Source organism: Candidatus Poribacteria bacterium, from assembly GCA_026702755.1.
In the GTDB taxonomy this organism is placed as follows: Bacteria; Poribacteria; WGA-4E; order WGA-4E; family WGA-3G; genus WGA-3G.
This window is the reverse complement of sequence record JAPPBX010000110.1, coordinates 1-14,719: the sequence shown is the minus strand read 5'-3', so window position 1 is coordinate 14,719 and position 14,719 is coordinate 1. Positions and strand designations below refer to the sequence as shown.

Genomic DNA, 14,719 nt, shown 5'->3' with positions numbered 1-14,719 from the left:
CCCGCACCCAACAGGATATAGTACAATTGTATCATACTGTGTACGAAAAGTCAAATTTTAAAATAATAACACTCCAATGGTATTCAATCTTTCTGTAGGAGCAATTTCCTGATCGCGACTTCTGACATAAAATCATAAGAAAACTGAATCACTCTGCCTGATGTCCAGAAAGTGATTTTTATTTTTGCATAAGTTACGTTATAATATCTTTCATGAGCATGTTTCGTGAACACTGGATCGGTGGATTAGTCGCCTATAGTACCTTCTTCGTCATCTCGCTTATCGCTACCTTCGCCGTTCCAATCTTTCATGATGGCGTAGCGCAAGGGTGGAACCTGACTATTCCACCGATAGCAGCACCTTTAAAAATCATCGGCTGTTTTGCTGTCGCAGTGCTGTTCGGATTGTGGCCAGATGTCGATATCAAAAGCAAGAGCCAAAAGATATTTTATAGTGTGTTGTTTGCAGTGAATCTGGTTCTGATCGTTTTTCTGCAAAAGTATCTGGAATCTGCGTTATTAGGTTTATTCGCGATGCTCCCGATTATGAGCAAACATCGTGGATGGACACACGCCAGAATTACGATGATTTTGCTCCCCAGCGTGTTTCTGTTAATTCCGATTTATTCCGCACATTCAGAATGGGCAACAAATGGTAATCTCGTAGACCTATTCAATGCATTGGTAGAATGGGATGGACTCACGGACACCCTGCGGAGCGGGGTGCCATTCTATGTAGCAAGTTTCATCGGCTATGCGTCGCATCTCCACCTCGATGGTATCCTATTTCGTTCCCGAAAAGCACAACGAAAAAAGGCGCAAACAAACTAATGCGGACAACAGTAGAGTTCCTCAAAGAACTATTTAGCAATCACACCATACAAGCACTGAGTACTTTCGCAAAAGAACGAGACGTGCAACTGTATTTTGTTGGTGGCAGCGTGAGGGATTTATTGTTGAGACGGCAGACAACAGATGTTGATTTTGCGTTGGCTTCGGATGCAATCCAATTTGCCAAAGCCTTTGCGACAAGTATCGGAGCAACCTGCATTGCGCTGGAAGAGAACCCATCCACTGCCCGCGTGATTGTCAAGCAGCACGACATTCCACAGACACCACAACCCAGCATGGATTTCGTACAATTCCGCGCTGCATCGCTTACCGAGGATCTATGTTTGCGGGATCTGACAATCAACGCGATGGCTATTGCGTTTGAAAATGCGGAGGCAGCTGCAAACAGTGCGTGTAAGCAAAACCCGCTTCATGTAATTGACCCGTGTGGTGGTATGAACGACTTAGCGGCAGGGCTGCTCCAATTTCCGAGCGAGAAGGTAGTGCGCGAGGATCCGATCCGCCTTCTACGAATTTACAGATTCGCGGCGCAGTTGGATTTCAAAATATCTCAAAACGCAATACATCTGGTAAAAAAGCACAGCTCCTTACTTTCTAACATAGCAGCGGAACGATGCCGTGATGAATTAATGAAAATTCTCAATGTTAAGGGGGCACATCTGTATCTACAGCAAATGGAAGCAGCCGAACTACTCACACAAGTCGTTCCGAACATAAATAAATCTTGGAGTCCACTTGAGATTTTCGAGGAAACCCCAATTCCGAAGGCACTCAGCCCTTATTACAACGAAATTAATGGCTATCTCAAAGCGGAATTAGGCATGGGGGTCAACCGTGGTTCACTGATTAAGCTCAGTCTTCTTTTAGCAGATGACCCAGGTAATATTGGCAAACGCCTCCGACTGAGCCAAAAAGCGACCCAGTTCATAGGACATCTCATCGTGGGCGGCAAACAACTTAAAGAGGCAAGCCAACATCTGACACAGAAACAGATTATTCGCTTTCTCAGAAGTTATAGGTCGGATTGGTGTGGTGTGCTTCTCTATGCGGCAGCATCAGATTCAATCAATGCAGCACTTCTCAAAGAGATCGCTAACATTTACTATAAACATATCCTACCGGTCTGTAAACAGGGTAGGCTCATCACCGGAAAGGATTTGATTCAAATTTTCCAATTGAAAGAAGGTAAACAGATTGGCGATCTCTTAGAACAGATTGAAGAACGTCAGTTTGATGGCGAAATCCGAACTCGTGAGGAAGCACTCGCTGCCGTAGCAGCGTTAATTCAATCGTCTAATCGCTTGCTTTGAACTACAATTTCGTTTGGTTTTTTCGTAGAAATCTCGGAATCAACGAGAGTAAGAGCATCAACACACCAGCAATTCCGAGATAGAGGATCGTCTTACCAATATTGCCCTCACCACTGACAAACGCGCCCCCGAATTGGACCAACACCGCCGTTCCCGGTAACATAAAAATCGCGGAGACAAGGACATAAGTGGTGAACCGAATACTGGTGAGTCCATAAGCATAGTTTTGAAGGTTAAACGGAAATATGGGGACCAAACGTGTAAACATCAAGATGCGCCATCCCTGTTCCTCAACCTGTTCATCTATTTTTCGGAATTGTGCGTTGTCCTTGACCCAATTCTCAACAATGCCGCGGGCAACATAGCGTGCAATGAGAAAAGCAACAGAGACGGAGATAATAGAGGCTATAGAAGCGTAGAAAACACCCCACAAGGGTCCAAAGACGAACCCCGCTAATACGGTTACCGGAGTGCCAGGGAGAAAAAAGACAGTAGATACAAGGTAGAGTCCGATGTAGACGAAGGGTGCTATCCTTCCAAAACTCGCCACCCATGTTTTGATTTTTGGTACGTTTTCCAACCGAATATCGTCTGTTATGCCATAGTGCCTCAACACGAGATAAACGATCGCAACGATGCCGACAGTAACTACAATTTTAATGATGTTATTTTTCATTGTCTCTGGAAAGTGCCTCCAAATAGGCTTTAATCTGTGCCTGATATCGGACAGGAATACGGTTATTTTCTATGGCTTCAGCATACGCACGCTCAGCGTTGAGGACCACATCGCTGAAAGGTAAATAGACAGGCGCATTGTCACGAGTCTCACCCGTAAAGACACCAGAAAAACTCTCAGCGGTGCCAGAGGTCTCTGCCGTAAGTGTCAATTGTTCTCCGTCAATTGGTGAGGCAGATGCTTCCTCACCAGTCAACGGTGTTGTAGAATTTTCAGTGTCTGTTTCGTTCCCCATTTCACCCACATCGGTTGTCTGTGCTTCCGAATTTGAGGCATTTTCACGAGTACCTTGCACCTCGCTTGTCCCTGCGTCTTGTCCAGGTGCACCATCGGTATTGGCAACACCACCTTCTGAGGTTTCAGGTGCAATAGTTGCCAATGCTAAATCCTTCTGACTTGCCGCGAGCTGCGCCTCCAATTGCGCCAAGTCCACCGATTTTTCCATATCCTCAAGTGCAGCAATGATATCCCGCAACGTCTCTGGCGTGACTGCCTTCCCTTGAATCTGGTTTAGTGAATCGCTGAGGGTACCCTTCGGTAGTCTCTCAGCCAAACGTTCAAAAATATTCATAAGTTCCGCTTGAAGTTCTGGTGGTATCTCATCCTGTTCAATGAGTGCTTTCAGTTCTGCTGCGAACTGGTCGGCAGCCATACCTTGAAAACTTTGGCTCGCTTCTGTGGCTTCGGTGATAGTATTCTGCGTTGATTGCTGTTTGCGAACTTCTTTTTTGAGGCTGCTGAGATGTCTTTGTGCTGTGTCAAGATCTGTTGCGGTTTTTAACTTATTCACTGTTTCACTGATTCGCGCCTGTAGCGTAGAATTTTCAACCTGTTTCCCTTCAAGACGTTGAGTTGTTCTATCCAACGCCTGCTGCTGTGCCTCCGTCAGTGGTTTCGGCACCTCATAAAAGGTGGGAACGGTGAAAGAGAGTCCAATCAGCAAAAGTGGAACTGGAAATAGTTTCAAGAACTTTGGAATACCATACGGACTTATCTCTGCGACGTCTAAGGTCAATACTGCCTCCGCAGTATCTTGGATTTGAAGTTGCGCGAACTCGCCTTGAGGATTGGTTTGCATTAACTCGAATGCTGTGCTAAGTCGTTCATCAAGCTCCATTTTTTGATCAACCGTACGCGCCACAGATAGCAAATCCGTCCGATGTCTGACACTGAGGCAGATACCTATAATTACCGCCACAAACATGGTAAGCCAACTGACAGTTGACACCTGCATCGGCAGTAAGATTACTCGGTCAAAAAAAAACAGAATCGTAAGCAGAATAAGCCCACAGAACAAAGCAGATGTGATTGTCTGCAAAAGTGTCTGCCGATACATTCTGGTGCGGATATAGACAAGATAATTTCTGATGGATTGTGCATCCAAATCCTCAATCTGGTCCCGTTCAGACTTCACCATGTTAATTCCTCCACCGTCCTCATGACCATATCCGGGGTGATTGTCTCAAGATTTTCGCGTGCCCGCTCTGGGTGGTCGTCCCACTCCTTGGAAGATAATGTTCTCATAAACTCACACGCTTCGCGCGCAACCACTGCGTGTCTACCCCACGGCGGTGCCCATTGAATCAGGTTTGATGCGCCAAACAGGGCAATCGTTGGGGTCTTCACAGCGGTACTGAGATGCATCGGTCCCGTATCGTTGCTGATATAGAGATCACACCGCTGCAGGAGTGCCGTAAGTTGCATCGGGGTTACCTGATTGACAATAATAGGCGAATACGCCATCTGCTCCGCCACCTGAGCTGCCAACTCGCTCTCCCGTGGTCCGGTTGTGATGATGATATGCGCACCGTACGCCTCGTAGAGTTGATCTCCGAGGGTAGCAAAGTTCGCTGCATGCCAACGGCGATAAGCAGTCGCGGCTCCGGGATTGAGACCAATAATAGGCTTATTATCACCAAGCCTCTGATTTGCAAGAAAGTCATTCACCCACGACCTCCCTGCACTGTCAACAAACACTTCCGGCTCATCGTCTGTTACATCAATGCCCATTGCGCGAACCACATCAAGATAGCGTTGTGTTTCATGCTGTGCTGTGTTATTCGGCACTGCGAGACTCAATAATTTCTTCCTGCCGGTGTTCGTTTCAAATCCAACACGGAACGGAATCCTCGCAAGAAACGTGTGAAGAACCAAACGAAACGTCGGTTGCAGCACAATCGCTATTTGGAATTTACGCTGAATAAGTTGATAAATCAACTTCGGTATCGAAGCCTGATAGGTAAGCACCTCATTCAGATGTGGATTTGCAGATACCAAATCCTCTCGCGTCGGTGCCACCATGTAAGCAATATAGGCATCTCGGAAATGCTGACGTAAGGCACGGATAACAGGCGTTGTTAAAACCGTTTCGCCGAGCGGTGCCAGCCTGATGATTAAGATGCGATCGACCTGCTCAGGTTGTAGCATACTGAAACTTCTACCATATCCACTGACACCAACAGTGCTCACAGAACACCGAAAAATGCCGTAGTACACGCTCTCATCCATCAATTGTAAATTTTTGCGAGTCACGATATAATATCGTAAAACTGACGGGATGTCAAGATGATCTTCCACCTTCAGAGTTTAAAAGAAAAGTATCTACGCGGTTGGGAACAGCAGGCGACTGTTATCCTGCTTGCCTCTTCGTTATTGCTAACACTGCATAGGTATTACAGTCGACGGAGTTTTTTCAAACGCCACTTCGCAGAATACCTTGGAACTGGACCTCTGGCAGAAAGCTACCCATACTACTACTGGTTTCTAATCACGGCATTCACGTTGTTACTCGTGCCTGCCCTCGTCGCGAAATTTGGAACAAAAGAGAAACTGGGTAACTACGGAATCCAACTCGGAAACCAGAAACTCGGCTGGCGTGTGACGGGTATCGCGTGGATTCTGATGATTCCAGTGGTCATTCTCGCGGTCATCGCGTATCCACCGTTTGTAGCAAAGTATCCGCTCTGCAAGGTAGTCGCAAATAGTTGGCAGACATTCCTACCGTACCAACTCGCCTATGGTGTTTACATGTTCTCGTGGGAATTCTTTTTCCGTGGGTTTATGCTCTTTGGATTGGAACGGAAATTCGGGAACTACAGCATCTTGATACAGACGATTCCATTTGCTGTGATGCACTATTCCAAGCCACTGCCGGAGGCACTCGGTTCAATCATTGCCGGTGTTTTGCTCGGTGTGCTGGCACTGGAAACTCGCTCATTTATCTATGGAGCGGCGATCCACTGGCTTGTCGCGATGACAATGGATGTGGTGGCTGTTATCTTGCCGCGGTTTTTGGGTTAAGAATTTCATTGCGAACAGTCAGCAACTATGCTATAATTCATGACGTTTGATAAAAACAGTCCAAAATAGGAAATATTCTGTGTCATTTTCTTATTCTCTACCCTAACTAAAAATAAGCGAAAGCACAAGAAGCCTTTTTCAAGACCTTCTTGATTATTGAGAAGGCCACCACTAAACCACAGAAAAAATAATGAAAAACATTACTAAAAAAATTGTAAACAACTTTGGCGAAAGCATTGTTCGAGTAGACGGCGACATCCCTATTGACTTGCCAGCAAAGGACGGCGATAGGTTCCTATTCATCAGCCATGACCAAAGCTTCCTGACACACGGTTTGCATAAGTACCCTGCCAAATTCTTCCCGGAATTACCACGTTGGCTCATTAAACGATATTCTCAAGAAAACGATTGGATTCTCGACCCATTTGCTGGAAGCGGCACGACAAATGTTGAGGCACTCCTCTCAAGGCGCCACTCCGTTGGAATTGATGTGGATCCATTTTCACGTTTTATTTCAAAAGTGAAAGTAACGCCTTTAGTGGAAAAAGAACTCAAGTCCTCGCAAAAAATACTTCTGGAGGCTATCCTTGATTACCGCCCTTCGCTCGTCGCTGAATCCGATCTACCAGATTTCCCTTATAGAGATAATTGGTTCAACAAAGAAATTCTTTTGGAACTAACCTATTTAAAAAAGCGAATCCAAGAACTTGATTCCTATGATGCAGTTAAAGACTTCTTTAAGGTTTGCCTCTCGTCTATCATCCGTGCCGTTTCCAACGCCGACGACAATTGTACGCGTACGGTGATTCGGAAAAAATTGAAAAAATTGGTCCGCCCTTCTGATGCTCTCAACCGATTCGTGAAGGCACTCCACGTCAAAGTCCCAAAAATGATAGCATTCTCTCAAAATTATCCAAAAGGGATAACCACCGATTTTCCAGCCGACATGGACGCACGGAATATCAAATACAAAGCAAATTACTTTGACATCGCCGTAACCTCACCACCGTATGTCAATGCCGTTGACTATCCAAGAACCCACCAATTAGAGATGTATTGGTTAGGTTTCGCGCAGGATTCTCTAACGGCTTTGAAAAAGCAGAATGTCGGGACGGAAAGCGTTTCAGCTGTCCATTATAAAGTCCGGCATGAAATCGGGGGACCTGAGGCGGATAGGGTTATAGCGAACATTTTTGAGAATGATCCCAGGCGTGCCTACATTGCCTTTAAATATCTTGACGATATGCGGAAAAACCTTACTGAAGTCTACAAGGTTCTCCGAGAGGGTGGTAGATACGTCATCGTCGTTGGTAATAATCGTATCCGAGGGCAGCTATTTGAGAATTGGAAATATCTCATGCCAATTGCCGAAGATATTGGTTTTGAGATCGAAACTTACTTCGGCTCAGAGATTATTAAACACTTCCTTAAAATGCCGAGAAAGGAACGAATCCACACGGATTGGATTTTAGTCCTGAAAAAATAAATCAAAACGGAGCAATCTGTGACCCAACCCGACATCATTCAAATTATTCTCAAAGACAGCAATTACCATCTTGACCTATTCGACACATCTGAAATTCAGAGCTTACGTCAACGGATAGAGGGCAAAAAAACACCCATCACCTATTGCCCTATTCGAGGGAAGGCAGTCCAACTAAAGCCTGAAGAACTTATCCGCCAACTGTATGTGGAACGCCTCCTGAACCGGTATCATTATCCCCGAGAACGTTTGCGGTTTGAGCATCTTGTCAACTTCGGTAGAGAAAAGAAACGCGCCGACATTGTTATCCTTGACAAGGACAGAGCCGATACCCCTTATATTATCGTTGAAGTAAAAAAGCCAAAACTCCAAGATGGTAAGGCACAACTCCGTTCTTACTGCAACGCCACTGGCGCGCCCATTACTGTATGGACAAACGGACAACAGATTTCGCACTACCACCGCAGAGACCCAAACTACTTTGAAGACATTACCGATATTCCTAACGCTGATCAGACTTTGGCGGATATCCTCAACGAACGTTTTACGCTCAAAGATCTCATTCTTAAGGATAAACTCGCCACAGAGCATAAATCCTTAAAGGATGTCATTTTGGAATTAGAGGATGAGGTGCTCGCCAATGCAGGCGTAGATGTCTTTGAGGAGGTTTTTAAACTTATCTTCACCAAACTCTATGACGAATTCAAGAGTCAGGAAGATAAAACGTTTATCAACCGTCTCCTACGACACAGAATCAGCACGATTGTTCAGGAAACAGATCAATCTTACGACGTTGAGAATCCAGATTATGAGGTTTTGAAGAAAGCGGTTGAAGAAATCCCAGATGACGATTTTCGCGCGATGGAGTTTAGAAACACAGGACAAACCGACTCCCAACTCAAAACCAAAATTCAACGACTTTTTGACGATGCAAGAGATCGGTGGAGAGGTGTTTTTCCCGAACATTCCGCGTTTGAACTTTCTGACAGCCATCTATCAGTCTGTGTGTCCAGTTTGCAGGATATAAAGTTATTCAACTCCAATTTGCAGATTGTCGATGAAGCGTTTGAGTATCTGGTGAGTAAATCTGCGAAAGGCGAAAAGGGGCAATACTTCACACCACGCCATGTTATAGATATGTGTGTCAAGATGCTCAATCCTCAGTCAGGGGAATATATGATTGACACCGCCGCTGGAAGTTGCGGATTTCCGGTGCATACCGTTTTCAAACTGACAGGGACACTCTTCACCAATGCAGAAATCCCGGCAGCAGACAAGGAGCATGTCCTCAAGGTATTTGGGATTGATTTCGACGAAAAGACCGTCCGGGTGGCGAGAACCCTCAATCTGATTGCGGGTGACGGTGAGACCAACGTCTTGCACCTCAACACACTGGACTATGAGCGGTGGGACGACAATACAGAGAGAAATAGCAGGTGGGTCCGCACTTATGGCGATGGTTTTGATCGCCTTAAAGCGTTAAGGATGGAACAAGACGAGAACAAGTCTTATGGTTTTGATATTCTGATGGCAAATCCACCTTTTGCCGGTGACATCAAGGAGAGTCGCATCCTTCATCAATACAACCTCACCTTTAAGCAGAACGGCAAAGCACACACTAAAGTTGGGCGAGATATTTTGTTCATTGAACGCAACCTTGACTTCCTCAAACCCGGTGGCCGTATGGCGATTGTACTACCGCAAGGCAGATTTAACAACACATCTGACAAATACGTCCGTGAATTTATCGCGGAACGCGCCCGTATCTTGGCTATCGTCAGTTTGCACGGGAACACCTTCAAACCGCATACTGGTACCAAAACGAGCGTTCTGTTCGTGCAAAAGTGGAACGATGACCCAAGTGTGGGACCCCTTTGTCGAAAAGTGGGCAACTATTCTGTCTTTTTGGCAGTGAGTGAGAAGGGTGGTAAAGATAATTCTGGCGATTATATTTTTCTTGAAAATAGCGATGGGCAGCACAAATTGGACAAAAACGGGCACCTGATTGTCGATCACGACCTCCACAACCACAACGAGGAGCTCCGCGACGGTATCGCAGAAGCCTTTATTGAATGGGCAAAACGTGAAAATTTGAGTTTCTGGAGGTAAACATGTCTGAATATTATCCACCACACTATCAAAGTAAGCAATTCCATTGTCCTTATTGTCAGGTCTATGCATCGCAACGTTGGATACCTATTATAGGTTACGATGACTACGATGATGAGATAAGGATTCGTATTGAAAAGGCGGACGTGGAAATCTCCATCTGTTCACACTGTGAGAGCGCAACTTTTTGGTTAGCAGAAAAAATTATCTACCCTCCAACGCACTCTGCTCCGCAAGCAAATGGAGATTTACCGGACAATGTAAAACAAGTTTATGAGGAAGCTGCCGCTATAGCCGATCAATCTCCCCGGGCCGCTTGTGCTTTGTTGAGGTTGGCTGTAGAAATGCTTCTCGAACACCTCGGTAGGACCGGGAATCTTAATACCAACATAAAAAAATTGGTAGAAAAAGATATTATTAAGCAAGAAATTCAACAATCACTTGACATTGTCCGAGTGATAGGCAACAATGCTGCTCACGATGGAAAGATCATATTTGACGACACTACCGATGTTCAAGGACTTTTTAACTTAATCAATGTAATTGCTGAGTTCTTAATCACACGACCTAAACAGACTGAGGCACTTTATGCTCGGCTTCCCAAGGAATCTAAGGAAGCGATAGAAAAAAGGGATGGTAAAACTGAATAAATGCAGTATTCTGTCGTTGATTACCAATCCATAGTGGATGCCTCCCATTCTCTGCGATTTGATGCAGAGTTTTTTCGGCCTGATTATCTACAGGTGCAACGCCGACTTGAAGCAATTGGTTCGCGCAAACTCATTGATTTTCAAGCCAATATCAGACATCCTAAAGAGATAAAGCGAAATTATGTGGATGATGGCGTTTTGTTATTAAGAGGGCAAAATGTGCGTCCGCTCTCCATTGATTTGACAGCGAATCCAGTTTATATATCGGAAGAAGATGCAGAACGTTTAAAGGAAAACACTATACATTATAAAGACATTTTGATAATGCGATCAGGTGCAAATGTCGGTCAATGTGCTATCTACCTTGAAGATAGTCCTGCTATATCAATGTCCGATACCCTTATTGTCCGAAGCAGCATCTTAAATCCTTTCTTTCTCGCTATTTTCCTCAACGGTAGGTATGGTAAAGCATTGATAGAAAGGGGTAAATATGGTAGTGCACAGCCTCATATTGCTCCGCCTTTTTTGTATCAAATTCCTGTTCCGAATTGGGAACACCTTCAAACCGAGATAGAGAAAACCTATCTCCGTTCAAAAAAACTAACGGAATTATCAAAGACGCGGTATGCCGAGACCCAAACCCTTCTTCTGCGTGAACTCGGACTCGCCGATTGGCAACCCAAGCACACGTTAGCTTTTACCACGGATTATGCAAACATGCAACGTGCAGAACGCATTGACGCGGATTACTTCCAGCCAAAATACGAGGACATTATCAGTGCCATTAAAAATTATTCGGGGGGTTGGGATGTGATTGCGAATCAAGTCCATTTAAAGGATAGCAGTTTCAAACCTGAACCTGAAACGGGATACAACTATATTGAACTTGCCGATATTGGGGGCAGTGGAGAAATAAAGGATTGTATGGTAGCGCAAGGACAAGACTTGCCAAGTAGAGCGCGATGCAAGGTAAACACAGGAGATGTAATTGCTTCATCTATTGAAGGCTCACTGGAAAGCATAGCCTTGGTAACAGAGGAATATGATAATGCCCTCTGTTCAACTGGGTTTCATGCTATCAATTCGGATGCGCTTAATTCGGAAACTTTATTGGTGCTTTTGAAAAGTAGCGTCGGTCAGTTACAACTCAAAAAAGGGTGTAGCGGGACAATCCTTACCGCAATCAATAGAGGGGAATTCGGTAGAATCGTTGTCCCATTCATCACAGCCGATAAGCAGTCTGAAATCCAACAGAAAGTCATCGAATCCTTTAATCTACGCAAGCACGCTAAAGACCTCTTAGAACATGCCAAACGCGCAGTCGAAATCGCCATTGAACAAGACGAACAGACGGCTATTGACTGGTTGGAATCTGTTTCTTAAGCCAACAGCTTCTTCTCAATTTTCTGCCATACTTCAGGCGAAACACGACCAGCCTCTTCTTTGCATGCAAGGAGGAGTTCCACTGCCCGGAGATACTGAAGATAGTTCTCTAATTCTTCGTGTGAAATCGAAAGCATGTCGCTGGTGATACCGAAAACGGAAAGCCATGTGTCGTGAATAGACTCCGCTGGCAGTTCAACATCTTCTCCTTTATTCACTGCTTTGATGATCTCTCTTTGTAAATTAAACCGATCCATCATCCGCTGTAAATTCGCCTTTTTGAAAATTTTCATCTGTTTCATACGTCTGAGAAGCATTGTTCGTCCCCGCAATTCACTTTCCAATCGATCTCTTAATCGATCGGAAACAAGACGATAGAAATCCATATCCATATATTGATAGGGATCTTGGTAAAAGTAGGGATCAAGATAGTTGTTAATTTTTTCATGGTAGTTGAAGTAGCAACTGAGTTCTTGGTAGCAATGGTCTTCTGAATCAAGTTCTCGGTCCAGATCGTATCCAAGGGCTTGGTTGATCCCCCTGTCGAGCTGGTGACCCGCGTACAGATTCAAGTTCAGGTAGAAGTCGAGGTAACGATCGAATTCTTGATAGCGATAGTGCTTTCGGCGTTGGTAGATATCTCGGTAGCCTTTGGGATATTTGCGATACAAATACATGTCAAGGTCCCGGTCTACATAAAGGTCTAGGTATCGATCTTGATCAAAGTTTTGTCCGAGACATGGGAGTTGAGTAATGTCGCTGTTGACTGCCTTATAAGTTTCATTCAAAAACCATAGAGAAAAGTATTGGCGGATCGCAAAAATTTGTTTGGCAATTTTGTCATATCGGTTGTCTGAAGGATTTGTAATACGTTTTGCCCATTGGAACAGTATTCTGAGTCCATTGGTGTTGACGCACTTAGAGGCTTCTGCTTCCATCAGCGCAAGTAAGCTGCCTGCTTTACCAGCCATCAGTTCAGCAGCGAATAAGAAAACTTCTCGCCACCGTTCGTCATGTAAATGATTGGATACCAAATTCTGAATTGATTGTGTTTTGACAAAATGATTTGCCGTTAAATACTCCTGAAATGTTAAATGAAAGAAAGTGTAGATACGCCTAGCACTTTCAACGAAAAGCCCTGGATCCACAAGAATTGCATCTAAGATCTCAGAAGCATCAAATCCTGAGAATATATCGGTCCTCTGTTGGTAGAATTCTTGAATCTGATTGATGAGTTCGTTTTCACTGAAAACTAGACGGTCTGCCTTAAAGTTCTCTGCTGCAATTTCAGAAAGTAGATCCTTTACAGTCGGGATGGCCAAATACGGACTCATTGGTGGATCTCTATGAACACCTTTCTCTGCTGCCCATTTTTTCAGAAAAATGTTAAAAATGTCTTCATACAGGTTTGCTTGACTTGATGAAAAACCTTGTGATTTTTCATAAACCTGACACAGCAGCGCGAGTGCCAAAGGATTCTGTGCTAATGCTTTGGTTGCTTGATGCTCTGGATCATTCAATGCTTGCCAACACCGTTGAGCAGTTTTCATCTTTTGATTGGACGCTGATGCAAACCAATTATTGATGTAAGCCTGAATCTGTGAATCATCAAAATCTGCTATCTCCACTACTGCGAAACCTGTAAGTCCTCCTTTGTACGCTCCTACCCGGCAGGAAGCAATAAAGCGGTTTTGGCTATATTGATGGACGAAATCCTTAATTTTATTGATGACGTTGTTAAGGTTCGACTCCGGCACCTCATCAAGACCATCAAAAAGTATTAGCAGTTCACCAGATTTCAACTTAGAATTTGCCCACTGCTCGGGATATGGATGACCACATATCTTAAACTCCTCGGTAATCCATTCCTCAATATCAATCGAATCCTTGGTGAATCTTTTCAGTTCAAGAAAAACCGGAATACATTGATGTTCAAAGTTCCCATCCTCTCCTTTCAGTGCCTCAAGTCCAACCTTGCGGAGAAAGGTCGATTTTCCGACACCGGGATCCCCAAGCACCATCAGATACTGTTCGTTAGTGGCAATCCTCATCCCACCCTGGCGTTTATCTGAAGTTGCATTGAAATACTGTTTACCTTTCTCTCGGAGTGTTTTTTTAACGTCTTCGATAGAGTTATGCCTTGTTGCCCTCCTCTTATCTAGGAACTGAACGACTACATAAAAGTTGTCAAGCGATCTTTGTGCTTCCATTCCAACGCAAAAGACCTGAGGTTGATCGTGACGTTCCTTGTAGGGAGTATCGTAATCATGGGCGGCACTTTTTGAATCTTGGTATCCCTTCTTAACGCACTCCCCGACTTCTTTTAAAAATACTGGAATCGCTTTTGTTAAAATCCATGCTCCAATTTTCACAAACATCGGTTACCCTTCTGCTCCAATTAGTGTCAGTGTTAGTTGAACAAAAACCTGTGAAAGATCGCGCGCATGCCGGTGGGTGTTCTATTAACAGAACTACTCGTGGGGCCAAACATTTTTGCCTAACGTATTCGCTCCCTTTTGCCTTTGTGGGGAAGAGTTTCAAAATCCTTGATTCTATGATTTAGCCAAGTGCAATGCTCAAGTACAATTGGGATAATCCTTATTTTTCAGACAACGCTTAAGTGCTGTCAATAAGTTTTGGAACGTATCTAACCGCGGTGCACCTTCGTTAGAGAGCATGTTTGAAAGTGTTTCAGTTTCAATACCCGTTCGTTTGGAAAGTTTGGAAACGCCACCTTGCGATTCTACAAAAGTCCGAATGCCCTTCCAAAAGAAAGGCAGGTCGCCATCAGCAAGGTATTCTTCCAATGTCAACTGCAGATAATCAATTGCTGCCTCGCGGTCGGCGGCAAGGTATCCAATAAAATACTCGCGCCAGTTCCCCATCTCTCTCATCGG

Annotated in this window: 11 protein-coding genes and 1 pseudogene; 7 read left to right on the top strand and 5 right to left on the bottom strand. The window is 44.5% G+C overall.

Translation table 11 applies throughout. From position 1 onward, the window contains the following. Window positions 1-218: 218 nt before the first annotated feature. Together OXH39_21655 and OXH39_21650 are read left to right on the top strand one after the other, a co-directional pair. Window positions 219-830, top strand: coding sequence for a hypothetical protein (locus OXH39_21655; protein ID MCY3553073.1), 612 nt, complete (start codon window positions 219-221; stop codon window positions 828-830). Further along, a complete protein-coding gene (locus OXH39_21650) occupies window positions 830-2,161 on the top strand; it encodes a hypothetical protein (protein MCY3553072.1) in 1,332 nt (443 codons plus the stop codon). Before OXH39_21655 ends, OXH39_21650 begins: the two co-directional genes overlap by 1 nt. Before the next feature lies 1 nt (window position 2,162). On the opposite strand, the gene OXH39_21645 is transcribed toward OXH39_21650, so the two are convergent. From OXH39_21645 to OXH39_21635, 3 genes are read right to left on the bottom strand one after another with little or no spacing between them, the layout of a single operon-like run. Beyond that, window positions 2,163-2,837, bottom strand: a complete 675-nt coding sequence (locus tag OXH39_21645; GenBank protein MCY3553071.1) for a TVP38/TMEM64 family protein — start codon at window positions 2,835-2,837, stop codon at window positions 2,163-2,165. Beyond that, on the bottom strand, window positions 2,827-4,314 hold the full coding sequence (locus tag OXH39_21640) for a hypothetical protein (GenBank protein ID MCY3553070.1): 1,488 nt from the start codon (window positions 4,312-4,314) through the stop codon (window positions 2,827-2,829). The genes OXH39_21645 and OXH39_21640 overlap by 11 nt, the downstream gene beginning before the upstream one ends. Beyond that, window positions 4,308-5,429: a glycosyltransferase family 9 protein gene (locus OXH39_21635; GenBank protein MCY3553069.1), complete on the bottom strand. Its 1,122-nt coding sequence runs from the start codon at window positions 5,427-5,429 to the stop codon at window positions 4,308-4,310. The genes OXH39_21640 and OXH39_21635 overlap by 7 nt, the downstream gene beginning before the upstream one ends. A 33-nt stretch (window positions 5,430-5,462) precedes the next feature. On the opposite strand from OXH39_21635, the gene OXH39_21630 reads away from it, so the two are divergent. The 5 genes and pseudogenes from OXH39_21630 (at window position 5,463) to OXH39_21610 (ending at window position 11,822) form a co-directional block, all read left to right on the top strand. Further along, the gene (locus OXH39_21630; protein MCY3553068.1) at window positions 5,463-6,197 is read left to right on the top strand and encodes a type II CAAX endopeptidase family protein; all 735 of its coding nucleotides are present in this window, start codon (window positions 5,463-5,465) and stop codon (window positions 6,195-6,197) included. A 190-nt stretch (window positions 6,198-6,387) separates the two neighbouring features. Then, a complete protein-coding gene (locus OXH39_21625) occupies window positions 6,388-7,683 on the top strand; it encodes a DNA methyltransferase (protein ID MCY3553067.1) in 1,296 nt (431 codons plus the stop codon). Window positions 7,684-7,776: 93 nt separating this feature from the next. Then, window positions 7,777-9,786 (top strand): annotated as a pseudogene (locus OXH39_21620) (N-6 DNA methylase). Between the two features lie 5 nt (window positions 9,787-9,791). Further along, complete coding sequence (locus OXH39_21615; protein ID MCY3553066.1) at window positions 9,792-10,439, top strand: DUF4145 domain-containing protein; 648 nt, start codon at window positions 9,792-9,794, stop codon at window positions 10,437-10,439. Continuing rightward, a complete protein-coding gene (locus OXH39_21610; GenBank protein MCY3553065.1) occupies window positions 10,440-11,822 on the top strand; it encodes a hypothetical protein in 1,383 nt (460 codons plus the stop codon). Here the strand turns inward: OXH39_21610 and OXH39_21605 are convergent. Further along, complete coding sequence (locus OXH39_21605) at window positions 11,819-14,200, bottom strand: NACHT domain-containing protein (GenBank protein ID MCY3553064.1); 2,382 nt, start codon at window positions 14,198-14,200, stop codon at window positions 11,819-11,821. The genes OXH39_21610 and OXH39_21605 overlap by 4 nt on opposite strands. 198 nt (window positions 14,201-14,398) lie before the next feature. Beyond that, on the bottom strand, window positions 14,399-14,719 hold a 321-nt coding region (locus tag OXH39_21600; GenBank protein MCY3553063.1), incomplete at its 5' end, for a hypothetical protein.